The 23,433-nt window shown below is 63.3% G+C and carries 28 protein-coding genes; all 28 read right to left on the reverse strand.

Annotation, left to right across the window (positions count from 1 at the left end; translation table 11 throughout):
• Positions 1-38: 38 nt before the first annotated feature.
• The 28 genes from rplO to rpoC all read right to left on the reverse strand — a co-directional run bounded on the left by rplO (position 39) and on the right by rpoC (position 23,421).
• A complete protein-coding gene (gene rplO / locus ABIA42_RS18115) occupies positions 39-524 on the reverse strand; it encodes a 50S ribosomal protein L15 (RefSeq protein ID WP_271532407.1) in 486 nt (161 codons plus the stop codon).
• Positions 525-599: 75 nt separating this feature from the next.
• The gene (gene rpmD, locus ABIA42_RS18120) at positions 600-794 is read right to left on the reverse strand and encodes a 50S ribosomal protein L30 (RefSeq protein ID WP_027554162.1); all 195 of its coding nucleotides are present in this window, start codon (positions 792-794) and stop codon (positions 600-602) included.
• A 25-nt stretch (positions 795-819) separates the two neighbouring features.
• The gene (rpsE, locus tag ABIA42_RS18125) at positions 820-1,416 is read right to left on the reverse strand and encodes a 30S ribosomal protein S5 (protein WP_014494507.1); all 597 of its coding nucleotides are present in this window, start codon (positions 1,414-1,416) and stop codon (positions 820-822) included.
• Positions 1,417-1,463: 47 nt separating this feature from the next.
• On the reverse strand, positions 1,464-1,826 hold the full coding sequence (rplR, locus tag ABIA42_RS18130; protein WP_024342458.1) for a 50S ribosomal protein L18: 363 nt from the start codon (positions 1,824-1,826) through the stop codon (positions 1,464-1,466).
• Positions 1,827-1,837: 11 nt separating this feature from the next.
• The gene (gene rplF / locus ABIA42_RS18135; protein WP_028177973.1) at positions 1,838-2,371 is read right to left on the reverse strand and encodes a 50S ribosomal protein L6; all 534 of its coding nucleotides are present in this window, start codon (positions 2,369-2,371) and stop codon (positions 1,838-1,840) included.
• A 16-nt stretch (positions 2,372-2,387) separates the two neighbouring features.
• Entirely contained in the window at positions 2,388-2,786 is a 399-nt protein-coding gene (gene rpsH / locus ABIA42_RS18140; RefSeq protein WP_027554158.1) for a 30S ribosomal protein S8, read from the reverse strand.
• A 14-nt stretch (positions 2,787-2,800) separates the two neighbouring features.
• Positions 2,801-3,106, reverse strand: coding sequence for a 30S ribosomal protein S14 (gene rpsN, locus ABIA42_RS18145; RefSeq protein ID WP_035673563.1), 306 nt, complete (start codon positions 3,104-3,106; stop codon positions 2,801-2,803).
• A 46-nt stretch (positions 3,107-3,152) separates the two neighbouring features.
• Positions 3,153-3,710, reverse strand: a complete 558-nt coding sequence (rplE, locus tag ABIA42_RS18150) for a 50S ribosomal protein L5 (protein ID WP_018647250.1) — start codon at positions 3,708-3,710, stop codon at positions 3,153-3,155.
• Positions 3,703-4,017 (reverse strand): 50S ribosomal protein L24, encoded by a 315-nt coding sequence (gene rplX, locus ABIA42_RS18155; RefSeq protein ID WP_028177970.1) that lies wholly within the window; start codon positions 4,015-4,017, stop codon positions 3,703-3,705. Before rplX ends, rplE begins: the two co-directional genes overlap by 8 nt.
• On the reverse strand, positions 4,017-4,385 hold the full coding sequence (gene rplN, locus ABIA42_RS18160) for a 50S ribosomal protein L14 (protein WP_007603030.1): 369 nt from the start codon (positions 4,383-4,385) through the stop codon (positions 4,017-4,019). Before rplN ends, rplX begins: the two co-directional genes overlap by 1 nt.
• Positions 4,386-4,469: 84 nt before the next feature.
• Positions 4,470-4,718 carry a 30S ribosomal protein S17 gene (gene rpsQ / locus ABIA42_RS18165; protein WP_028177969.1) on the reverse strand — a complete coding sequence of 83 codons (249 nt, stop codon included), beginning with the start codon at positions 4,716-4,718 and terminating at the stop codon, positions 4,470-4,472.
• Positions 4,719-4,731: 13 nt separating this feature from the next.
• The gene (gene rpmC, locus ABIA42_RS18170) at positions 4,732-4,938 is read right to left on the reverse strand and encodes a 50S ribosomal protein L29 (RefSeq protein WP_011088144.1); all 207 of its coding nucleotides are present in this window, start codon (positions 4,936-4,938) and stop codon (positions 4,732-4,734) included.
• Positions 4,939-4,943: 5 nt separating this feature from the next.
• Entirely contained in the window at positions 4,944-5,357 is a 414-nt protein-coding gene (gene rplP / locus ABIA42_RS18175) for a 50S ribosomal protein L16 (protein ID WP_008136349.1), read from the reverse strand.
• Between the two features lie 30 nt (positions 5,358-5,387).
• A complete protein-coding gene (rpsC, locus tag ABIA42_RS18180; protein ID WP_028177968.1) occupies positions 5,388-6,110 on the reverse strand; it encodes a 30S ribosomal protein S3 in 723 nt (240 codons plus the stop codon).
• A 17-nt stretch (positions 6,111-6,127) separates the two neighbouring features.
• On the reverse strand, positions 6,128-6,514 hold the full coding sequence (rplV, locus tag ABIA42_RS18185; protein ID WP_024342451.1) for a 50S ribosomal protein L22: 387 nt from the start codon (positions 6,512-6,514) through the stop codon (positions 6,128-6,130).
• A gap of 10 nt (positions 6,515-6,524) precedes the next feature.
• Positions 6,525-6,803 (reverse strand): 30S ribosomal protein S19, encoded by a 279-nt coding sequence (gene rpsS / locus ABIA42_RS18190; RefSeq protein ID WP_008136357.1) that lies wholly within the window; start codon positions 6,801-6,803, stop codon positions 6,525-6,527.
• A gap of 12 nt (positions 6,804-6,815) precedes the next feature.
• Positions 6,816-7,649 carry a 50S ribosomal protein L2 gene (gene rplB / locus ABIA42_RS18195; RefSeq protein ID WP_092294147.1) on the reverse strand — a complete coding sequence of 278 codons (834 nt, stop codon included), beginning with the start codon at positions 7,647-7,649 and terminating at the stop codon, positions 6,816-6,818.
• 12 nt (positions 7,650-7,661) lie between these two features.
• On the reverse strand, positions 7,662-7,964 hold the full coding sequence (locus ABIA42_RS18200; protein WP_007603019.1) for a 50S ribosomal protein L23: 303 nt from the start codon (positions 7,962-7,964) through the stop codon (positions 7,662-7,664).
• The gene (gene rplD / locus ABIA42_RS18205; RefSeq protein WP_035709574.1) at positions 7,961-8,581 is read right to left on the reverse strand and encodes a 50S ribosomal protein L4; all 621 of its coding nucleotides are present in this window, start codon (positions 8,579-8,581) and stop codon (positions 7,961-7,963) included. The genes ABIA42_RS18200 and rplD overlap by 4 nt, the downstream gene beginning before the upstream one ends.
• 1 nt (position 8,582) lies before the next feature.
• Entirely contained in the window at positions 8,583-9,296 is a 714-nt protein-coding gene (gene rplC, locus ABIA42_RS18210) for a 50S ribosomal protein L3 (protein ID WP_024342448.1), read from the reverse strand.
• 98 nt (positions 9,297-9,394) lie between these two features.
• The gene (gene rpsJ / locus ABIA42_RS18215) at positions 9,395-9,703 is read right to left on the reverse strand and encodes a 30S ribosomal protein S10 (protein ID WP_002712302.1); all 309 of its coding nucleotides are present in this window, start codon (positions 9,701-9,703) and stop codon (positions 9,395-9,397) included.
• A gap of 85 nt (positions 9,704-9,788) precedes the next feature.
• Positions 9,789-10,979, reverse strand: a complete 1,191-nt coding sequence (gene tuf / locus ABIA42_RS18220) for an elongation factor Tu (protein ID WP_028177965.1) — start codon at positions 10,977-10,979, stop codon at positions 9,789-9,791.
• Between the two features lie 40 nt (positions 10,980-11,019).
• The gene (gene fusA / locus ABIA42_RS18225; protein ID WP_028177964.1) at positions 11,020-13,092 is read right to left on the reverse strand and encodes an elongation factor G; all 2,073 of its coding nucleotides are present in this window, start codon (positions 13,090-13,092) and stop codon (positions 11,020-11,022) included.
• A gap of 33 nt (positions 13,093-13,125) precedes the next feature.
• Positions 13,126-13,596 carry a 30S ribosomal protein S7 gene (gene rpsG, locus ABIA42_RS18230; protein ID WP_194393362.1) on the reverse strand — a complete coding sequence of 157 codons (471 nt, stop codon included), beginning with the start codon at positions 13,594-13,596 and terminating at the stop codon, positions 13,126-13,128.
• Between the two features lie 15 nt (positions 13,597-13,611).
• Complete coding sequence (gene rpsL / locus ABIA42_RS18235; RefSeq protein ID WP_007603006.1) at positions 13,612-13,983, reverse strand: 30S ribosomal protein S12; 372 nt, start codon at positions 13,981-13,983, stop codon at positions 13,612-13,614.
• Between the two features lie 852 nt (positions 13,984-14,835).
• A complete protein-coding gene (locus ABIA42_RS18240) occupies positions 14,836-16,842 on the reverse strand; it encodes an ABC transporter ATP-binding protein (protein ID WP_370122682.1) in 2,007 nt (668 codons plus the stop codon).
• A gap of 133 nt (positions 16,843-16,975) precedes the next feature.
• Positions 16,976-19,030, reverse strand: a complete 2,055-nt coding sequence (locus ABIA42_RS18245) for an FAD-dependent oxidoreductase (RefSeq protein WP_370122680.1) — start codon at positions 19,028-19,030, stop codon at positions 16,976-16,978.
• A gap of 194 nt (positions 19,031-19,224) precedes the next feature.
• Positions 19,225-23,421 carry a DNA-directed RNA polymerase subunit beta' gene (gene rpoC, locus ABIA42_RS18250; protein WP_028177961.1) on the reverse strand — a complete coding sequence of 1,399 codons (4,197 nt, stop codon included), beginning with the start codon at positions 23,419-23,421 and terminating at the stop codon, positions 19,225-19,227.
• Between the last annotated feature and the right edge of the window lie 12 nt (positions 23,422-23,433).

Genomic DNA, 23,433 nt, shown 5'->3' on the forward strand with positions numbered 1-23,433 from the left:
CGTAAAGGCCCGCGAGCCGCGGGCCAATGACGCAGTTGTTACGCCGCCTCGCCTTCTTCCTTGGCAGGGGCGAGGATCTTCACCGAGCCACCGGCCTTCTCCACCGCCGCGATTGCGGTCTTGGTGGCGCCATGCACTTCGATGTTGAGCTTGGACTTGAGCTCGCCGCGGCCGAGCAGCCGCAGACCGCCCTTGGCGCGGCGCAGCACGCCGCCCTTCACCAGGGCCTCGACGTTCACGACGCTGCCGGTATCGATCTTCTTGGCATCGACAGCTTCCTGGAGCCTGTCGAGATTGATCTCGGCGAACTCGATGCGGAAGATGTTGTTGAAGCCGCGCTTGGGCAGACGGCGATGCATCGGCATCTGGCCGCCTTCGAAACCCTTGATGCGCACGCCCGAACGCGCGGTCTGGCCCTTGCCGCCGCGGCCGGACTGCTTGCCCTTGCCGGAACCGATGCCGCGGCCGACGCGCATACGCTTCTTGCGCGAGCCGGCGTTGTCGGCGATATCGCTGAGCTTCATCGCCCTTCTCCTTGTGTCTTGCGCACGATCTTCACCGAAAACCGCTTCCCGCTCCTCGGGATCGTGCGCCTTTGCTTACTTCTCGTCGACGATACGGACGAGATGGTGAACCTTCTCGATCATGCCACGGACCGCCGGGGTGTCCGGCAGTTCGCTGATACGGCCGATCTTGTTGAGCTTGAGCCCGATCAGCGTCGAACGCTGCGAGTGATGGCGGCGGATCGCGCTGCCGGTCTGCTCGAGCTTGATCGTCTTTGCGGCCTTGGCCATAGGAGTCTACTCCGAAAAGCTTCCGTTAGTCGGCAGCCGCCTCGGCATCGCCGCCGATACGACGGGACTGGAGGGTGGACACCTTGATGTTGCGACGGGCTGCGACCGAACGCGGCGAATCCTGGTGCTTCAGCGCGTCAAAGGTCGCGCGCACCATGTTGTACGGGTTCGACGAGCCGATCGACTTTGCCACCACGTCCTGGACGCCCAGCGTTTCGAACACGGCGCGCATCGGACCGCCGGCGATGATGCCGGTACCGGCCGGAGCTGCACGCAGGTAGACACGGCCCGCGCCATGACGGCCGGCGATGTCGTGATGGAGCGTGCGGCCCTCGCGCAGCGACACGCGCGTCAGGTTGCGCTTGGCGGACTCGGTCGCCTTGCGGATCGCCTCGGGCACTTCGCGCGCCTTGCCGTGACCGAAGCCGGCACGACCCTTCTGGTCGCCGATCACGACCAGCGCTGCGAAACCGAAGCGCTTGCCGCCCTTGACGACCTTGGCCACGCGGTTGATGTGGACGAGCTTGTCGACGAACTCGCTGTCGCGCTCCTCGCGCTCCCTGCGTTCACGTCCGCCGCCGCGTTGATCGCGTCCACCACGTTGTTCGCGTTCAGCTGCCATGGTTTTTCCAATCCTTCAGAGGCTTGCGCCTCAATCCTCAAATTCTGTTAGAAGCTCAGCCCGCTCTCACGCGCCGCGTCGGCCAGAGCCTTGACGCGCCCGTGGTAGAGATAGCTGCCGCGATCGAACACGACTTCCTTGACGCCCTTCTCGGCCGCGCGCTCGGCCAGCAACTTGCCGACCGCCTTCGCCGCATCGATGTCGGCGCCGGTCTTGCCGCCGTCGCGCATCGACTTCTCGAGCGAGGAGGCAGAGGCCAGCGTCTCGCCCTTCAGGTCGTCGATGACCTGGGCGTAGATGTGCTTGGACGAGCGGAACACTGACAGGCGCGGACGGCCGCCGGCGGAACGGCGCAGCTTCAGCCGCACACTCCGCTTGCGCCGGGCATTCGTAACCTTGGCTTTCGACATGACCGGCTCCGTTACTTCTTCTTGCCTTCCTTGCGGAAGATGAATTCGCCCACATACTTCACGCCCTTGCCCTTGTAGGGCTCCGGCGGACGATAGGAGCGGATCTCGGCGGCGACTTGGCCGACGCGCTGGACGTCGCTGCCCGCCACCGTGATCTCGGTCGGCTTCGGCACCGTGATCGTGATCCCCTCGGGGATCGGATAGATCACGTCGTGGCTATAGCCGAGCGCGAGCTGCAGGTTCTTGCCCTGCATCGCGGCGCGATAGCCGACGCCGGTGATCTCAAGCTTCTTCTCGAAGCCCTTGGTGACGCCTTCGACCAGATTCGCGACCTGGGCGCGAGCGGTACCGTACAGCGCCCGCGCGCGGTTGGTCTCGGTCCGCGGCTTGACCTTGACCTGGCCGTTCTCGAGCTTCACCTCGACGTCGTCATGGACGATAAACTGAAGCTGGCCCTTCGGCCCCTTCATCTTGACGGTCTGGCCGTCGACGGTCGCAGTAACGCCCGACGGCACCGTCACAGGCTTTTTGCCAACACGTGACATGGATCAAAAATCCTTCTCAGAACACCGTGAAGAGGACTTCACCGCCCACATTCGCGTCGCGCGCGCTGTGGTCGGCCATGATCCCCTTCGGCGTCGACAACACCGAAATCCCGAGTCCGTTGTTCACCCGCGGCAGGTTCTTCACCGAGGCGTAGACGCGACGCCCGGGCTTGGAAACGCGCTCAATCTCGCGGATGACGGGCTCGCCGTCGAAATACTTCAGCTCGATCTCGATCTCGCTGCGGCCCGAGGAATGCTCGAGCGTGGCGTAACCGCGGATGTAGCCCTCGGTCTTCAGAACCTCGAGCACGTTCTCGCGCATCTTCGAGCCGGGCGTGGAGACCTTGGTCTTCGACCGCATCTGCGCGTTGCGGATACGGGTGATCAGATCGCTGATTGGATCGTGCGTAGACATCTAAACGACCCTCCTTACCAGCTGGACTTCACGAGGCCGGGGACCAGGCCCCTGGAGCCAAGGTCGCGCAGCGCGATACGGGACAGCTTGTTCTTGCGGTAGTTCGAGCGCGGGCGGCCCGACAGCTCGCAGCGCAGGCGGATGCGGGTCGCCGACGAATTGCGCGGCATTTCCGCCAGCTTCAGGGTCGCGGCGAACCGCTCCTCCATCGGCAGCGTCTTGTCGGCGATGATCGCCTTCAACCGCTCGCGCTTGGCGGCGGCGTTCTTCACCATCCGCTTGCGCCTGTTGTTCTTCTCGACTGAACTCTTCTTTGCCATGCTTGGCTCCTGGGTATCCGCGTTTGAGAGGCTCTAGGTCAGCGTCTCACTGCCGGAACGGGAAATTGAAAGCGGTCAACAAGGCCCTCGCCTCTTCGTCGGTCTTGGCCGTGGTGCAGACGGTGATGTCCATACCGCGGGCTTCCGTGACCTTGTCGAAGTCGATCTCGGGGAAAATGATGTGTTCCTTGATGCCGAGCGAGTAGTTGCCGCGGCCGTCGAAGCTCTTCGGGTTCAGGCCGCGGAAGTCGCGGACGCGCGGCAGTGCGACCGTCACCAGGCGATCGATGAACTCGTACATGCGGGCCTTGCGCAGCGTGACTTTGCAGCCGATCGGCTGGTTCTCACGCAGCTTGAAGGTCGCGATCGCGATACGCGAATAGGTCACGATCGCCTTCTGGCCGGCGATCTGGGTCAGCTCGGCAGCGGCGGTCTCGGCCTTCTTGCGGTCGTTGACGGAATCGCCAACGCCCATGTTCAGCACGACCTTGTCCAGACGCGGAACCTGCATGACGTTCTCGTAACCGAACTTCTCGGTCAGAGCCGTGCGGATCTTCGCATCATATTCCGCGCGCAGGCGCGGCGTGTAAGCGGCCTCAGCCATCGATCTCAGCTCCCGAGCTCTTGGCGATGCGGACCTTCTTGCCGTCCGCCAGAATCTTGAATCCGATGCGGGTCGGCTTTCCGTCCTTGCCGACATACGCGATGTTGGACAGTTGGATCGGCGCCTCTTTCGAGATGATGCCGCCCTCCTGGGCCTGCGTCTGCTTCTGGTGACGCTTGACCACGTTGATGCCGCGCACGAGCGCGGTACCGGCGTCGGGACGCACCTCGAACACCTCGCCGGTGCGGCCCTTGTCGCGGCCGGTCAGCACGACGACCTTGTCGCCCTTGCGGATCTTCGCAGCCATCACAGCACCTCCGGCGCGAGCGAGATGATCTTCATGTGGTTCTTGGCGCGCAGCTCGCGCGGCACGGGCCCGAAGATACGGGTGCCGACCGGCTCGGACTGGTTGTTGATCAGGACGGCGGCGTTGCGGTCGAAGCGGATGACCGAACCGTCAGCGCGGCGGATGTCCTTGCGGACGCGCACCACGACGGCCTTCATCACGTCGCCCTTCTTCACCTTGCCACGCGGAATCGCTTCCTTGATCGACACGACGATGATGTCGCCGATCGTGGCGTAGCGGCGCTTGGAGCCTCCGAGCACCTTGATACACATGACACGGCGTGCGCCAGAATTGTCGGCCACGTCGAGGTTGGTCTGCATCTGAATCATTGATGCACCTCGTCCTCTTTCTCTTTGCGCCAGCCCAGCCGGCGCTCAACATTTCCCTGAAGTCAGTCGGCTAGAGCCAACAGATCAGGCGCTTTTCTTGTGTTCGCCCCGGATCACGACCCAGCGCTTCAACTTCGAAATCGGCTTCGTTTCCTCGATCCACACCATGTCGCCCGGCTTGAACTCGTTGCTCTCGTCGTGCGCGTGGTAATTCTTCGACCGGCGGATGGTCTTCTTGTAGATCGGGTGCGTGAAGCGGCGATCGACCCGCACCACGATGGTCTTGGCTTGCTTGTCGCTGACGACCACGCCCTGCAAAGTACGTTTCGGCATCTTCGTAAGCCTCTTACTTCTTCTTGGCGCGCGTCTGCGCGGCGACGGTCTTGATCCGGGCGATGTCACGGCGTGCCTCGCGCAGGCGCGAGGTGTTCTCGAGCTGCCCGGTGGCGCGCTGGAAGCGCAGGTTGAAGCGCTCCTTCTTCAGATTCAGGATGGCGTCATCCTGCTGGTCGGGGCTCATCGCGCGGATGTCTTCGATCTTCATCTGGGCCATGGCCATTACTCCGCAATGCGCTCGACGAAGCGCGTCTTGATCGGCAGCTTGGCTGCCGCCAGGGTCAGCGCCTCACGCGCGGTCTGGGTGTTGACGCCGTCGATCTCGAACAGCACCCGGCCCGGCTTGACGCGCGCGACCCACAATTCCGGCGAACCCTTGCCGGAACCCATGCGGACTTCGGCCGGCTTCTTGGATACCGGAACGTCGGGGAACACGCGGATCCAGACGCGGCCGGCGCGCTTCATGTGACGGGTCAGCGCGCGACGGGCGGCTTCGATCTGGCGCGCGGTGACGCGCTCAGGCTCGGTCGCCTTGAGGCCGAACTGGCCGAACGCCAACGTCGCGCCCGAAGACGCAACGCCGTGGATGCGGCCCTTGTGCGCCTTCCGGAACTTCGTTTTCTTAGGTTGCATCATGGCTTTAAGCCCTCAAATTCCTGTGCGGCTTTAGGCTGCAGCCGTGTCGCGGCGCTGACGGCCACGATCACCACTGCCACCCGTCTCGCCTTCGGCCATTCTCTTGTCCTGGGCCATCGGATCGTGCTCGAGGATCTCGCCCTTGAAGATCCAGACCTTGACGCCGCAGGTGCCGAAGGTCGTGAACGCGGTCGCAACGCCGTAGTCGATGTCGGCACGCAGCGTGTGCAGCGGCACGCGGCCTTCACGGTACCACTCCATCCGCGCGATTTCCGCACCGCCCAGACGTCCCGAGCAATTGATGCGGATGCCCTCCGCGCCGAGGCGCATCGCCGATTGCACGGCGCGCTTCATGGCACGGCGGAACGCCACGCGGCGCTCGAGCTGCTGCGCGATCGACTCGGCCACCAGCGTCGCATCGAGCTCCGGCTTGCGGATCTCGACGATGTTGATGACGACGTCGGACGAGGTGATGTCCGCGACCTTCTTGCGCAGCTTGTCGATGTCCGCACCCTTCTTGCCGATCACCACGCCCGGACGGGCCGAGTGGATGGTGACGCGGCACTTCTTGTGCGGACGCTCGATCACGATGCGGGCAACGGCCGCCTGCTTCAGCTCCTTGTGCAGGATCTCGCGGATCTTGACGTCCTCGTGCAGCAGCTTGCCATATTCCTGCTTGCCGGCGAACCAGCGGGAATCCCAGGTCCGGTTGATGCCGAGACGCAGACCGATCGGATTGATCTTTTGACCCATCGTGTTCTCCTGCGCCCTTAAGCGGCTGCTTCGGCTTCGACCTGACGAACGATGATCGTCAGCTGCGAAAATGGTTTGTAGACACGACCCGAGCGGCCGCGGCCGCGGGCGGCAAAGCGCTTCATCACGAGGCCGTTGCCGACAAAGGCCTGCGCCACGACGAGATCGTCGACGTCGAGGTCATGGTTGTTCTCGGCGTTGGCGATAGCCGATTCCAGGCACTTCTTGACATCGACCGCGATCCGCTTGCGCGAAAACTGCAGGTCGGCGAGCGCGGCAGACGCCTTCCGGCCGCGAATGAGCTGGGCGACCAGGTTGAGCTTCTGCGGGCTCACCCGCAGCATCCGGGCGACCGCCTTGGCCTCGTTCTCGGCGAGGCTCCGTTCGCGCTTAGGTTTGCTCATCGTGTAATCCTCAAGCCTTCTTGGCTTTCTTGTCGCCGGAGTGGCCATGGAAGGTCCGGGTCGGCGAGAACTCGCCGAACTTGTGACCGACCATTTCCTCGTTGACGGCCACCGGCACGTGCTTCTGACCGTTGTAGACGCCGAAGGTCAGGCCGACGAACTGCGGCAGGATCGTCGAGCGACGGCTCCAGATCTTGATGACGTCGTGACGGCCGGACGCGCGCGCGGCATCTGCCTTCTTGAGCAGAGAACCCTCGACGAACGGGCCTTTCCAGACTGAACGAACCATGTCCGGCGTTCCTTACTTCTTCCGCTTGTGGCGGCTTAGGAGAATGAATTTGTTGGTCGACTTGTTGGTGCGGGTCTTCTTGCCCTTGGTCGGCTTGCCCCACGGAGTGACCGGGTGGCGACCGCCCGAGGTACGACCTTCACCACCACCGTGCGGATGGTCGATCGGGTTCATCGCGACACCACGGTTGTGCGGCCTGCGGCCCATCCAACGCTTGCGACCGGCCTTGCCGATCGAGGTGTTCATGTGATCCGGGTTCGACACCGCGCCGATCGTGCCGCGGCAACGGCCGTGAACCAGGCGCTGCTCGCCCGAATTCAGGCGGATGATGACGTAGTCCTGGTCGCGGCCGACGAGCTGGGCATAGGTGCCCGCGGAACGGGCGAGCTGGCCGCCCTTCCCGATCTTGACCTCGATGTTGTGGATGATCGTGCCGACCGGCATGTTGCCGAGCGGCATGACGTTGCCCGGCTTCACGTCGACATAGTTGCCGGCAACGATCGTGTCACCCACGGCCAGGCGCTGCGGCGCCAGGATGTAGGCCTGCTCGCCGTCCTGATACTTGATCAGCGCGATGAAGCCGGTGCGGTTCGGATCATACTCCAGCCGCTCGACGGTCGCGGGAACGTCGATCTTCTCGCGCTTGAAGTCGACGGTACGCAGCGTCTGCTTGTGACCGCCACCGCGGAAACGCACGGTGATGCGGCCGGTGTTGTTGCGACCGCCCGAGGACTTCTTGCCCTCGGTGAGCGCTTTGACCGGCTTGCCCTTGTACAGGGCCGAACGATCGACCATGACCAACTGGCGCTGGCCGGGCGTCGTGGGATTGAATGTCTTCAGTGCCATCGTCGTACGACCTTACAGACCGGTGGTCACGTCGATCCGGTGACCCTCTTCGAGGGTCACGATCGCGCGCTTGGAGTTCGACTGCGAGCCGAGATTGCCGCGGAAGATCTTCGTCTTACCCTTGCGGACCAGCGTGTTGACGCTCTTGACCTTGACGTCGAACAGCTTCTCGATCGCTTCCTTGATCTGCGGCTTGGTCGCCTTTGCGGCCACCTTGAACAGCACCTTGTTGTGCTCCGAGGCGATCGTCGCCTTTTCGGTCACGACCGGCGACAGGATCACGTCGTAGTGGCGAGGCTCGATGTTCTTCGTCATTTGAAGCGCGCCTCCAGCGCATCGATGGCGGCCTTGGTCAGAACAAGCTTCTGACGGCGCAGGATGTCATAGACGTTGATGCCCTGGATCGGCAGCACATCCATGTTCGGGATGTTGCGGGCCGCAGCGGCAAAGCCGTTGTTGAGCTCGGCGCCGTCGATGATCAGCGCGTTGGTGAGCCCGAGGCCCGAGAAGTGACCGAGCAACGCCTTGGTCTTGGCGGTCTCGAGCGCGGCCTTGTCGATCACGACGAGATCGCCGTCCTTGGCCTTGGCCGAGAGCGCATGCTTCAGAGCGAGCGCGCGGACCTTCTTCGGCAGGTCGGTGGCGTGCGAACGCACCACCGGACCGAAGGCACGGCCGCCGCCGCGGAACTGCGGCACGCGGGCCGAGCCGTGACGAGCACCGCCGGTACCCTTCTGCTTGTACATCTTCTTGCCGGTGCGCCAGATCTCGGCGCGACCCTTGGCCTTGTGCGTGCCGGCCTGGCGCTTGTTGAGCTGCCACTGCACGCAGCGCGCGATGATGTCCTCGCGCGGCTCGAGGCCGAAAATGGCGTCGGAGAGCTGGACCGAGCCGGCTTCCTTACCTTCGAGGGTGGTGACCTTCAATTCCATCTCACGCCTCCTGCGCAGCCGGAGCGGCTTCCGCGTCGCCAGCAACCTTGAACTTGCCGGGCTTCGGAGCTTCCTTCGGCAGCGGCTTCTTGACGGCGTCGCGCACGCGGATCCAACCGCCCTTGGAGCCGGGAACGGCGCCTTCGACGAGGATCAGGCCGCGCTCGACATCGGTCTGGACGACGCGAAGGTTGAGCGTGGTGATGCGGTCGACACCCATGTGGCCGGGCATCTTCTTGTTCTTCCAGGTCTTGCCGGGGTCCTGACGACCACCGGTCGAACCGATCGAGCGGTGCGAGATCGACACACCGTGCGTGGCGCGCAGACCGCCAAAGTTCCAGCGCTTCATGCCGCCGGCGAAGCCCTTACCGACCGAGGTGCCGGTGACGTCGACGAACTGGCCGACGACGAAGTGATCCGCCTGGATCTCGGCGCCGACCGGGATCATCGCATCTGCGCTGACCCGGAATTCCTCGACCCGCCGCTTCGGCTCGACCTTGGCGACCGCGAACTGGCCGCGCTCGGCCTTCGGCATGTAAACGGTCTTGCGGCTGCCAGAACCGAGCTGGAGCGCGACGTAACCGTTCTTCTCTTCGGTGCGGTGGCCTACGACCTGGCAATTGCCGAGCTTCAGCACGGTCACGGGGATATGTTCGCCGGCCTCCGTGAAGACCCGCGTCATCCCGACCTTTTGTGCGATCACTCCGGAGCGCATCGGCTTGCTTCCTGTTCTTTCTGTCCTTGCGGACTAGCTAATCTTCGTAGTGAGCAAGATCCGGTCAGAGAACCGGTGCCCACTTCTCGGGGTCTTGCTCAGAGCTTGATCTCGACGTCGACACCGGCGGCCAGGTCGAGCTTCATCAAAGCATCGACGGTCTGCGGGGTCGGATCGACGATGTCGAGCAGGCGCTTGTGCGTGCGCATCTCGAACTGTTCGCGGCTCTTCTTGTCGACGTGGGGCGAACGGTTGACGGTGAACTTCTCGATGCGCGTGGGCAGCGGAATGGGTCCGCGGACCTGCGCGCCGGTGCGCTTCGCCGTGTTCACGATCTCGCGGGTCGACGTATCGAGGATACGATGGTCGAACGCCTTGAGACGGATACGAATGTTTTGGCCGTTCATTGCCGTGCTTTCTTTGAGTAGAGTGGCGAGTAGCGAGTAGCGAATAGAATTCCCTATTCGCCACTCACCATTCCCTATTCGCTTGTTACTCGATGATCGAGGCGACGACGCCGGCGCCGACGGTGCGGCCGCCTTCGCGGATCGCGAAGCGGAGCTTCTCTTCCATCGCGATCGGCACGATCAGGTGCACTTCCATCGCGATGTTGTCGCCCGGCATCACCATCTCGGTGCCTTCCGGCAGGTGCACGACACCGGTCACGTCGGTGGTGCGGAAGTAGAACTGCGGACGGTAGTTGGTGAAGAACGGAGTGTGGCGACCGCCCTCTTCCTTGGTGAGGATGTAGGCCTCAGCCTTGAACTTGGTGTGCGGCTTGACCGAACCGGGCTTGGCCAGAACCTGGCCGCGCTCGACGTCCTCACGCTTGGTGCCGCGGAGCAGCGCGCCGATGTTGTCGCCCGCCTGGCCCTGATCGAGCAGCTTGCGGAACATTTCAACGCCGGTGACGGTGGTCTTCTGGGTGGCGCGGAGACCGACGATCTCGATTTCCTCGCCGACCTTGACGACGCCGCGCTCGACACGGCCGGTCACCACGGTGCCGCGGCCCGAGATCGAGAACACGTCTTCAACCGGCATCAGGAACGGCTGGTCGATCGGACGCTCCGGCTGCGGGATGTACTCGTCGACGTTGCGCATCAGCTCGAGGATGGCATCGTGGCCGAGCTTCTTGTCGGAGTCTTCGAGAGCGGCGAGCGCCGAACCCTTGATGATCGGGATCTTGTCGCCGGGGAACTCGTACTTCGAGAGCAGTTCGCGGACTTCGAGCTCGACGAGCTCGAGCAGCTCCGGATCGTCGACCATGTCGCACTTGTTGAGGAACACGACGAGCGCGGGGACGCCGACCTGGCGGGCGAGCAGGATGTGCTCGCGGGTCTGCGGCATCGGGCCGTCAGCGGCGGACACGACCAAGATCGCACCGTCCATCTGGGCCGCGCCGGTGATCATGTTCTTCACGTAGTCGGCGTGGCCGGGGCAGTCGACGTGGGCGTAGTGGCGATTCTGCGTCTCGTACTCGACGTGCGCGGTCGAGATGGTGATGCCGCGGGCCTTCTCTTCCGGCGCCTTGTCGATCTGGTCGTACGCGGTGAACGTCGCACCGCCGGTCTCGGCGAGGATCTTGGTGATCGCCGCGGTCAGCGACGTCTTGCCATGGTCGACGTGACCGATGGTGCCGATGTTGCAGTGCGGCTTGTTACGTTCAAACTTTGCTTTGGCCATTTGACTCTCCGTTCAATCGTCAGCTTGAGACCGACGACAATCAGGCAAACTTCTTCTGGACTTCTGCCGACACGTTGGCCGGCGCTTCTGCGTAGTGGTCGAACTGCATGGTGAAGGTCGCGCGACCCTGGCTCATCGAGCGCAGATTGTTCACGTAACCGAACATGTTCATGAGCGGCACCATCGCGTTGATGACGTTGGCGTTGCCGCGCATGTCCTGTCCCTGGATCTGACCGCGCCGGGAATTCAGATCGCCGATGACCGAGCCGGTGTAGTCTTCCGGGGTCACCACTTCGACCTTCATGATCGGCTCGAGCAGGACGGACTTGCCCATCTGCAGCGCTTCGCGGAAGCAGGCGCGCGAAGCGATTTCGAAGGCGAGCGCCGACGAGTCGACGTCGTGGTACTTGCCGTCGACGAGCGTCACCTTGACGTCGACCACGGGGAAGCCCGCGACCACGCCGGACGACAGCACGCTTTCCAGGCCCTTCTCGACGCCGGGGATGTATTCCTTCGGCACCGCGCCGCCGACGATCTTCGATTCGAACTCGTAGCCCTTGCCGGGCTCGTTCGGCTCGACGATGAACGACACGGCCGCGAACTGGCCGGTACCGCCGGTCTGCTTCTTGTGGGTGTAGCTGTGCTCCACCCGCTTGGTGACGCGCTCACGGAAAGCCACCTGCGGCGCGCCGATATTGGCGTCGACCTTGTAAGTACGCTTGAGGATGTCGACCTTGATGTCGAGGTGGAGTTCGCCCATGCCCTTGAGGATGGTCTGGCCGGACTCGTGGTCGGTCGACACGCGGAAGGACGGATCCTCCGCGGCGAGCTTGGCCAGCGCCACGCCCAGCTTCTCCTGGTCGGCCTTGGACTTCGGCTCGATCGCGATCTCGATGACCGGCTCGGGGAATTCCATCTTCTCGAGGATCACCTGCTTGTCGGGATCGCACAGCGTGTCACCGGTGCGCGCTTCCTTCAGGCCGGCCAGCGCGACGATGTCGCCGGCATAGGCTTCCTTGATGTCCTCGCGGTTGTTCGCATGCATCAGGAGCATGCGCCCGATCCGCTCCTTCTTCTCACGGGTCGAGTTCACGACGCCGGTGCCGCTCTGCAGAATGCCGGAGTAGATGCGGCAGAAGGTGATGGTGCCGACGAACGGGTCGTCCATGATCTTGAACGCGAGCAGCGCCAGGGGCTCCTTGTCGTCCGCCTTGCGCACGACTTCGTTGCCCTTGTCATCGGTGCCCTTGATCGCAGGCACGTCGAGCGGCGACGGCAGATAATCGACGACGGCGTCGAGCAGCGGCTGCACGCCCTTGTTCTTGAAGGCCGAGCCGCACAGCACGGGATAGAACGCGCCAGTCAGCACCGCCTTGCGGATCAGCCTCTTCAGCGTCGCCTCGTCCGGCTCCTTGCCGTCGAGATAGGCGGCCATGGCGTCGTCGTCGAGCTCGACGGCGGCTTCCACCATCTTCTCGCGGTATTCCTTAGCCTGGTCGACGAGGTCTTCCGGAATGTCGACATAGTCGAACTTGGCGCCGAGCGATTCATCGTTCCAGACGACGCCCTTCATCTTCACGAGGTCGACGAGACCCTTGAAGTTGTTTTCAGCACCGATCGGAAGCTGGATCGCGACGGGCTTCGCGCCCAGACGGTCGACGATGTCGGACAGACACTTGAAGAAGTCCGCACCGATCTTGTCCATCTTGTTGGCGAAGACGATGCGCGGAACCTTGTACTTGTCGCCCTGGCGCCAGACGGTCTCGGTCTGGGGCTCGACGCCCTGGTTCGAGTCGAGCACGCAGACGGCGCCGTCGAGCACGCGCAAGCTGCGCTCGACCTCGATGGTGAAGTCGACGTGGCCAGGCGTGTCGATGATGTTCAGGCGCTTGCCGTTCCAGAACGCGGTGGTGGCAGCCGAAGTGATCGTGATGCCACGCTCCTGCTCCTGCTCCATCCAGTCCATCGTCGCGGCACCTTCGTGCACTTCGCCGATCTTGTGGCTCTTGCCGGTGTAATAGAGGATGCGCTCGGTCGTCGTGGTCTTGCCGGCGTCGATATGCGCCATGATACCGAAGTTACGGTAGTCCTCGATGGCATGTTGGCGGGGCATGGGTCGTTCCTTGCGAGTCCGAGTGTGGCGCCGTTACCAGCGATAGTGCGAGAAGGCGCGGTTGGCTTCCGCCATGCGGTGCACGTCTTCGCGCTTCTTGACGGCGTTCCCCCGATTATTCGATGCGTCCAGGAGCTCCGCCGAGAGCCGCTCGGTCATCGTCTTCTCGTTGCGCTCGCGCGCAGCGGCGATCAGCCAGCGGATGCCCAGAGCCTGACGGCGGGTCGAACGAACCTCGACCGGAACCTGGTAGGTCGCGCCGCCGACGCGGCGGGAGCGCACCTCGATGGTCGGCATGACGTTCTCGAGCGCCTGCTCGAACACGCCGAGCGGGCTCTGCTTGGTCTTGCTTTCGATGAGGCCGAACGCGCCGTAGACGATACCTTCGGCGACCGACTTCTTGCCGGCGTACATCACCGAGTTCATGAACTTCGTGACGATGATGTTCCCGAACTTCGGATCGGGAAGGACTTCACGCTTTTCAGCAGAATGGCGACGAGACATGGACTTGGTTCCCGCTTACTTCGGACGCTTGGCGCCGTACTTCGAACGACGCTGCTTACGGTTCTTGACGCCCTGGGTATCCAGAACGCCGCGGAGGATGTGGTAGCGCACGCCCGGCAAGTCCTTGACGCGGCCACCGCGGATCATGACCACCGAGTGCTCCTGGAGGTTATGGCCCTCGCCGGGGATGTAGCCGATCACCTCGAAGCCGTTGGTCAGGCGCACCTTGGCGACCTTACGAAGCGCCGAGTTCGGCTTCTTCGGGGTCGTGGTGTAGACGCGGGTGCAAACACCACGCTTCTGCGGCGACTGCTGCAGCGCCGGCACCTTCTTGCGCGACTTCTGCACTTCACGCGGTTGAGCGATCAGCTGGTTGATCGTCGGCATCCTGGCCTTACCCTTTGTTCTGCCGCGGCCCCCTCCGGGTCCGCTGTCTTGCCGCGGCCCGTTGCCGGAACCGCAAATTCTTTCGAGCCACCCGCCCGACGAGGCCACCTCATGCGAACAATCCGCACAAAGCGAAATTGCGCCAACCGCTCGATCAGCGAGCGGAAAGCGCTTCGACGCCACAGAGGACCGCAGTATCGAAGCCGTTCAGCGTAAAGCCGCGGCCCGCGCACTGAGGTCATGCATCCGAATTCGATCTCAAGAGAACGTGCTCAAGAGAACTAAAGTCGCACTGGCATTGCCTAGCTATGATCGACAGCGTTTGAGCGGCATTCGTCGAGGTTGGTGCCCGCCTTGAGCGATCCCTCGTGGATCTAGTCCTTTGGGATCAACGGGTGGCCCGTTCCGACGCTGGCGATGCTCACCGCCTGTCGTTAAGTGAGGCGCTTTCTATAGGCGAGAATCGGTCCAGTCAAGGCGAAACGACAGTCAGAAAGCGCTTCATGCGCCTGCAGAAATAGCTTCTTCCGCGCCCTCACCACGCCAGCCCGATCGGGGAACGAAGGGCCTGCTCTGTCGGCTCCGACGAAATTATACCCGGATTAAATATACTTTTATTACCAAGCCGAAGCTCTTTTCCGCGCCTTTGAACGAATCCGCCTTGTGCGGCGGGGATCCAGCGCAATTGCCGCCGTGACACCCGGTCACGTCAGCGATCTCCGGGCAACGCTGATCAGTCGGCAGGAGTTGATAGGGCCAACCCAAGGAGGCCAAAAAATCAGTGGCGCAGCTCCGGCCGAACGATTTGCATCCGGGAATCACCGAGCCGGAAGCTGCAGTGCCCGGCCCCGGTCACTCCTCGCCCTCTTCGTCATCGTCTTCGTCGTCGTCGCTTCTGTCGTCGTCATGAGCCGGCGCGCCATGCGGCTGGTGGATCTGGTCGTTCCACAGCTTGCGATAGGCACCGTTCCTGGCGAGCAATTCGGCGTGGGAGCCGCGCTCGATCGCCCTGCCCCCTGAAATCACGATGATCTCGTCCATCTCGACCACCGAGGTCAGGCGGTGAGTCGACCAGATCATGGTACGGCCCTTGGCGATCTTGAGCAGCGTGCGGTTGATCGCGGCTTCCGTGGTCTGGTCGAGCGCCGAGGTGGCCTCGTCCAGCAGCAGCACCGACGGGTTGCGGATGATTGCGCGCGCGATCGCGATACGCTGGCGCTGGCCGCCGGACAGCGTGTCTCCACGCTCGCCGACCGGCGTGTCGTATCGCTGCGGCAGGCTCATGATGTAGCGGTGGATCTCGGCCTTCTTGGCCGCCTCCTCCACCTCCGCGTCGGTCGCCCCCTCCTTGCCGAGCCGGATGTTCTCGCGGATCGACATGTTGAACAGCATGTTCTCCTGGAACACCACCGCCATGCTCCGGCGCAGCGAATCCAGCGTCACCTTGCGAACGTCGACGCCGTCGATGGTGACGCGACCTTCGTCGGGCACGTAGAGCCGCAGGATCAGATTGAGCAGCGTGCTCTTGCCGGAGCCGCTTGGACCGACGATCGCGATGCGCTTGCCGGCATTGAGCTTGAGGCTGAGATTGTCCAGCACCGGCGTCTGACTGCCCTCATACCGGAAGGTGACGTGATCGAAAGTGATGTCGTTGGTGATACGCGGCAGATCGGGCGCGCCGGGGCGATCGGCGCCGCGGGTCGGCTCGTCGAGCAGTTCCTGGATGTGGCGAATCGCGGCGGCCGAGGAGATCGACACCGGGATGAAATGCATCACATGAGCGATGTTGTAGGAAACCTCCCAGAACGCGCTCTCGAAGGTGACGAAGGTGCCGATCGTGATCTGGCCCTTGGTCGCGAGATACGCGCCGATCGCGAGCACCACGAGGTGCAGGAGGAGCACCGAGATGGTGACCGTCCGCTCCACCATGGTCGAGAGGAACGCCGCCGAGGCGATCCTGTTGCGGGTCTCGTCATTGCGCAAGGTGAAGAAGCCGAACATCTTGCGTTGCAGGCTGAACGCCTTGATCACGGCCTGGGCGGCCACGTTCTCCTGCACCATGCCGAGCAGCGCCGACTCGTTGAGCTTCTGCTCGTAGTTGGCCTGCACCGCCTTGGACGTCAGGATCCGCGGGCCGATCAGCGTGATCGGAAACACCAGCAGCGCGACGACGGCAAGCTGCCAGTTCAGGAACAGCATCAGGATGATGCCCGCGACCAGTTCCAGGAACGGCAGCGCGGCACTGTTGGCAAAGGTCTTGACCGAGCCTTCAAAGGCCGAGAGATCGACCGAAAAGCGCGACAGGATCTCGCCGCGCCTGGTGCGGCCGAAATAACCCGCCGGCAGGTCCTGGACGTGCTCGAACAGCCGCTTGCGGACGTCGGAGATGATGCAGGCGGCGAGCCGCGCATCCCAGCGCTCGTACCAGACGGCAACGATCGAGGTGAAGATGCCGGCGACCGCAAGCACGCCGAGGATCTTGTACAGCGCCTGGAAATCCTCCTCCCCGAGCGCCTCGTCGATCAGGAACTTGAGGCTGAGCGGCATGATGACGTTGAAGAGCGTCTCCACGAAGACGCCGAACGCCACGTATGACAGCATCCGCTTGTAGTTCGTCAGATAGGGTTTGACGAATCCGACGATGGTCGCGAGCGCGCCGGCTGCTTCGCGCGCGGTAAAGACGACGAGGTCCTCGTCCTCATCGTCATCATCATCGTCGAGCGCGTCATCCCCCTCGTCTTCGCCGTCCTCGTCCTCTTCGAGGTCCGGCTTGGCAGCGGAGGCGAGCTTGTCGTCGAGCTCTGCCGCCTCTTCCGCGGCGAGCTTCTGTTTGTCGGGCGAGAGAGGCTTGGACGCCATGAAACCAACCGATGCTGACGGCCGGCATGACCGCAGAGAAAGCAGGACATAGCGGCAACCGCTATTGCACCGATTCTATGCGATCAGGATGAATTCGGCAAAACAATTGGCCGATTCGATCCGCGCCCCGCGGCTAGTCCTCGTCCTCGACCTTGTCGAAGAAGGAATAGCGCAAGCTGTCGGCGTCGGCGTACCACTGCCCCGGCCCCTTGTTGGCGGCGAGCGTCGCCTCCCAGAGCGCATCGGTGCAATCCTTGCGGTGCATCGACAGGTCGAAGCCGTTGCCGAAGAACAGTTCGGACCATTCCCACCAGGTGCCGAGCTTCTTGACCCCGCGCAGCAGGTCGTAGCGGTCGATCAGGGCCGGCGCCATGTCCGAGGTGACCGAGCCGAACACGAGGCCGGTCTTGACCACGCGGTTGAGCTCGCGGATCGCACGGGCCACCTGCTTCGGGGAAACGTGGCAGAGGCTGGTCTCGAACACGAAGTCGAACGTGCCGTCCTTGAATGGCATGTCGGTGATCGAGCCGAGCTTGTTGTACTTCTTCAGCGCTTTCGGCGTCTTGGCGTGGATGGCGCGGTTGTTCTCGATTCCCCATGCATCGATGCCGCGATCGCGCAGCGCGCCGACCAGCTCACCGCTGGCGGACCCCGCGACCAGCAGCTTGGCGCCCGTTGCCTTGCCCCAGACGATCCCGATCAGCCTGCTGAGGTAATCGGGGTCGGTGAAGTGCCGCCACGCCTCGTGGTAGGGACCGAGGCCGCGATAATTCTCGAAATAGTCGCGATCGATCTTGTCCGACAGCGGCTTGTCGTCCTGTGCGCGTTCGCGGCGCAGGCGCATCATCTCGGTCAGGATGATGTCGGTCGCCGCATCCGAAGAATCGAGCAGGCCGTTCAGCGTCGAGTCGAACAGATAGTCGCCGACTACCACGATGCCGGGATGCTCCTTCGGCTCGGGCCGGTGGTTGGTCATCACGTCGCGCACGGGCAAGCCGCCCGGAATCGCGTTCACCGACGACAGCCAGCGGTGGATCTTGCCTTCCATGAAATGCAAACGCGCATCGCCGAGAGAAGTCGGCAGCGATTTCAGGGCGGCATCGATCAGCTCCTGATCCGACAGATTGGCGAAAGCCAGCGCGTCGGAGCCGGGAATGAGCCAGTTCAGAACGCCATGCTTGCCGACGTCGTGGCGCGCGCCCTCGTTGTAGACGCAGCAGCCGCCGAAAGCCTCCGACATGAACCAGGCGCCCGGAATCTTCTCGCCCCAGAATGGCTCGTCGAACAGGATCGAGACGCGCAGATAGTGCGCGGGGCGGTCGAAATAGGCAACGTGCTTGACCATCGACTTGCGCAGCTGCTCGCCCTCCCAGCTCAGGGTGGCCAGCCAGGAATGCGGCAGGCAGACCAGGACGAGATCGAAGTCGCGCGTCTCCGGTCCCTTGCCGTTCATCATCTTGAGCTGATAGCGGCCGGTCGGCGCCTTGCCGACGGTGAGCACGCGGTGATTGAGCTGGATGTCGGCATTGACCTCCGACTGCAGGCACTCGATCAGCTGCTCGTTGCCGTTCTGGATGGAATAGAGGCCGATATAGCCGTCGACGTCCATCAGATAGTTCTTGAGCGCGTTGAGACCGTTGGTGTTGTGGCTCTCGGTCGCGATGTCGGAGCGGGCCATCACCTTGAAGAAACGCTTTGCCGTCTCGTCCTCGACCTCCTCGTCGAGCACCTGCTCGGCGGTCTTGTAAGCCCAGGGATTCTCGTTGTCGTGCGCGCCGACGCCCTCGTAATATTCGACCGGCGACAACATCTCGGTGCAGCGCTCGCGGAATGCCTCGATCGCGGCCGCGGTCTTGGCGCCGTATTTGCGGCGCATGCCGGGCACGTCATTGAGGAGCTCGCCGCCGAAATGTACCTGCTCGGCGTCCATCGGAATGGTCTGGAGGCCGAAATGCTGGATCAGCTCGCGCAGCGGGTCCGGCCCCGTCATCGAGTAGTCGTAGATCTCGGCAACGCCGGCCTCGTACATCGCGGGCGCCGAATCGAATTTGCGCGTGACGATCTTGCCGCCCAGCCGGTCGGAGGCCTCGTAGATGGTGACGCGGCAGAGATCGCCGAGCTTACGCTTCAGATACCAGGCGCTCATCAGCCCGCCGGGGCCGCCGCCTACGATTGCGAGATCAAGCATGTGAGTTCCGTGGTCCTCCGGCGCTGCCCCCCATCACGGGACCACCGGTCCAAACTCTCCTAGCAGAAGCGCTTTTACGGCTGAAGGAAAGATGAACAAAGGCTGATCCTGCATCGCAGCAAGCAAAGAAAGCAGCAAAAAGGCCGGCAAAAGCCGGCCTTTTCATTGTCCTCGGTATTCCTACGGATGAACGATCATTCCGCAGGCGGCAGCGCAGGAAGCTCAGCTTCCGGTGCCGGCGACACGACGGCCGTCTGCTTTTCGCGCTCGTCCAGGATCAGCTTGTCGCGCTTCATGGCGACTTCGCGGATCTTGGCCATGGAGGCGCCGGTGCCCGCCGGGATCAGCCGGCCGACGATGACGTTCTCCTTGAGGCCCTCGAGCGGATCGATCTTGCCGTTGACCGCCGCCTCGGTGAGGACGCGTGTGGTCTCCTGGAACGATGCCGCAGAGAAGAAGGACCGGGTCTGGAGGCTCGCCTTGGTGATGCCGAGCAGAACCGGCGTTCCCGTGGCGGGCTTCTTGCCCTCTTCCTTGGCCTTCGCGTTCAGCGCGTCGAACTCGATCTTGTCGACCTGCTCGCCGGAGATCATGTCCGTATCGCCCTGATCGGTGATTTCCACCTTCTGGAGCATCTGACGGACAATCACCTCGATGTGCTTGTCGTTGATGAGCACGCCCTGCAGCCGGTAGACCTCCTGGATCTCGTTGACCAGATAGGCCGCGAGTTCCTCGATGCCCTTCACCGCTAGGATGTCGTGCGGCGCCGGATTTCCCTCCACGATGAAGTCGCCCTTTTCGACGACGTCGCCGTCCTGAAGGTGGATGTGCTTGCCCTTCGGGATCAGGTACTCGCGCGGCTCGTCGGTCTTGTCCATCGGCTCGATCGAGATGCGGCGCTTGTTCTTGTAGTCGCGCCCGAACCGGATGGTGCCCGCGATTTCGGCGATGATCGCCGCATCCTTCGGGCGCCGCGCCTCGAACAGTTCCGCCACCCGCGGCAGACCGCCGGTGATGTCACGCGTCTTGGCGCTTTCGGTCGAGACACGGGCGAGGATGTCGCCCGGCTGTACCTTGGCACCGATGTCGACCGAGAGAATGGCATCGACCGACAGCATGTAGCGGGCATCGCCGCCACGGGCGAGCTTGAGCACCTTGCCGTCCTTGCCCTTCACCACGATGGCCGGACGCAGGTCCGCGCCGCCGCGCGTCGAGCGCCAGTCGATGACCACGCGCTTGGCGATACCGGTGGCTTCGTCGAGCGTTTCCGAGATCGACTGCCCCTCGACCAGATCCTCGAAACCGATGGTGCCTTCGACTTCGGTGAGCAGCGGCCGGGTGTAGGGATCCCACTCGACGATGCGCTGGCCGCGCTTGACCATGTCGCCCTCGTCGACATGCAGGCGCGAACCGTACTGGATACGGTGCGTCGCACGCTCGGTGCCGTCGGCATCGACGATCGCGACGACCATGTTGCGCACCATCGCGATCAGGTGGCCTTCGCTGTTGCGGGCGATGGCCTTGTTCCTGATCACGATCTTGCCGTCGAAATTGGCTTCGACGAACGACTGCTCGTTGAGCTGCGCCGCACCGCCGATGTGGAAGGTGCGCATGGTGAGCTGGGTACCCGGCTCGCCGATCGACTGCGCCGCGATGACGCCGACTGCTTCGCCGTGGTTGACCGGCGTGCCGCGGGCGAGGTCGCGGCCGTAGCACTTGCCGCAGATGCCGTTGACGAGCTCGCAGGTCAGTGCCGAGCGGATCTTCACCTCCTGCACGCCACCCTGCTGAATGGCCTCCAGATGGCTCTCTTCCATCAGCGTATCGCGCTTGATGATCACCTTGCCCGAGCTGTCACGCACGTCTTCGCAGGCCGTGCGTCCGAGGATACGCGAGCCGAGCGAGGCGACCACGGTGCCGGCATCGACGATGGCGCGCATCTTGATGCCGAGCTTGGTGCCGCAGTCGCTCTGCGTGATGATGCAGTCCTGCGCCACGTCGACGAGACGACGCGTCAGGTAGCCGGAGTTCGCGGTCTTCAACGCGGTGTCCGCGAGGCCCTTGCGGGCGCCGTGGGTCGAGTTGAAGTACTCGAGCACCGAGAGGCCTTCCTTGAAGTTCGAGATGATCGGCGTCTCGATGATCTCGCCCGACGGCTTGGCCATCAGGCCGCGCATGCCGGCGAGCTGGCGCATCTGGGCCGGCGAACCGCGGGCACCGGAGTGAGCCATCATGTAGATCGAGTTGATGTCGGCGTCGGCTCCGCTCGCCGTCTTCTTGGTGGCGGAGATCTCCTTCATCATCGCCTTGGCGATTTCTTCCGTGGCCTTCGACCAGGCGTCGACGACCTTGTTGTACTTCTCGCCATGGGTGATCAGACCGTCGTTGTACTGCTGCTCGAAATCCTTCGCCAGCGTACGGGTGGTGTCGACGATCTTCCACTTGCCGTGCGGCACGACCATGTCGTCCTTGCCGAACGAGATGCCGGCCTTGAACGCGTTGTAGAAGCCGAGCGCCATGATGCGGTCGCAGAAGATCACCGTCTCCTTCTGGCCGCAGTGGCGGTAGACCTGGTCGATGACACCGGAGATCTCGCGCTTGGTCATCAGCTTGTTGATGATCTCGTACGAGATCCGCGGGTTCTTCGGCAGCAGGTTGCCGAGCATGACGCGGCCGGCGGTGGTCTCGATCCAGCGCCTGGAGACCTTGCCGGTCTCGTCCATGCCCTCCCACCGGTACTTGATCTTGGTGTGGAGGTGGATGACCTTCGCGTGCAGCGCGTGCTCGAGCTCGGCCATGTCGCCGAACACCTTGCCCTCGCCGGGCAGACCTTCGCGCATGATCGAGACGTAGTACAGACCGAGCACGATGTCCTGCGACGGCACGATGATCGGCTGGCCGTTCGCCGGATGCAGGATGTTGTTGGTCGACATCATCAGGACGCGCGCTTCCAGCTGCGCTTCGAGCGACAGCGGAACGTGCACGGCCATCTGGTCGCCGTCGAAGTCGGCATTGAACGCGGAGCAGACCAGCGGGTGGAGCTGGATCGCCTTGCCCTCGATCAGCACGGGCTCGAACGCCTGGATGCCGAGGCGATGCAGCGTCGGCGCGCGGTTGAGCAGCACCGGATGCTCGCGGATCACCTCGTCCAGGATGTCCCAGACCTCGGGCCGCTCCTTCTCGACCAGCTTCTTCGCCTGCTTCACGGTTGTGGACAGGCCCTTGGCGTCAAGCCGCGAATAGATGAACGGCTTGAACAGCTCGAGCGCCATCTTCTTCGGCAGGCCGCACTGATGCAGGCGCAGTTCGGGACCGACCACGATCACCGAACGACCCGAATAGTCGACGCGCTTGCCGAGCAGGTTCTGACGGAAGCGGCCCTGCTTGCCCTTGAGCATGTCGGCGAGCGACTTAAGCGGGCGCTTGTTGGCGCCCGTGATGACGCGGCCGCGGCGGCCGTTGTCGAACAGCGCGTCGACGGCCTCCTGAAGCATGCGCTTTTCGTTGCGGATGATGATGTCGGGCGCGCGCAGCTCCATCAGCCGCTTCAAGCGATTGTTGCGGTTGATGACGCGGCGGTAGAGGTCGTTGAGGTCGGAGGTCGCGAAGCGGCCGCCGTCGAGCGGCACCAGCGGACGCAGGTCCGGTGGAATCACCGGGACCACGGTCATGATCATCCATTCCGGCTTGTTGCCGGAGTGGCGGAACGCTTCCACGATCTTCAGGCGCTTGGCGAGCTTCTTGTGCTTGATGTCGGAGTCGGTCTCCTGCATCTCGACACGCAGGGTAGCCTCGAGCTTCTCGAGGTCCATGCCCTTGAGCAGCTCGCGGATCGCTTCGGCGCCGATCATGGCGGTGAAGGAATCCTGGCCGTACTCGTCCTGCGCCTTCAGATACTCGTCTTCCGACAGCAGCTGACGGTCCTTCAGCGCGGTGAGGCCCGGCTCCAGCACGACGTAATATTCGAAGTAGAGGATCCGCTCGAGATCCTTCAGCGTCATGTCGAGCAAGAGGCCGATGCGCGAAGGCAGCGACTTCAGGAACCAGATGTGGGCGACGGGAGCTGCGAGCTCGATATGGCCCATGCGCTCGCGCCGGACGCGCGACAGCGTGACCTCGACCGAGCACTTCTCGCAGATGATGCCCTTATACTTCATGCGCTTGTACTTGCCGCACAAGCACTCGTAGTCCTTGATCGGCCCGAAGATGCGGGCGCAGAACAGGCCGTCGCGCTCGGGCTTGAAGGTCCGGTAGTTGATGGTCTCCGGCTTCTTGATCTCGCCGTAGGACCAGGACAGAATCTTCTCTGGGGACGCGATCGAGATCCGGATCTGGTCGAAGACCTGAGCCGGCGTCGTCGGATTGAAGAGATTCATAATTTCTTGGTTCATCGTCTTCTCCTC

Source organism: Bradyrhizobium sp. USDA 327 (assembly GCF_041262065.1).
Taxonomy (GTDB): domain Bacteria; phylum Pseudomonadota; class Alphaproteobacteria; order Rhizobiales; family Xanthobacteraceae; genus Bradyrhizobium; species Bradyrhizobium liaoningense.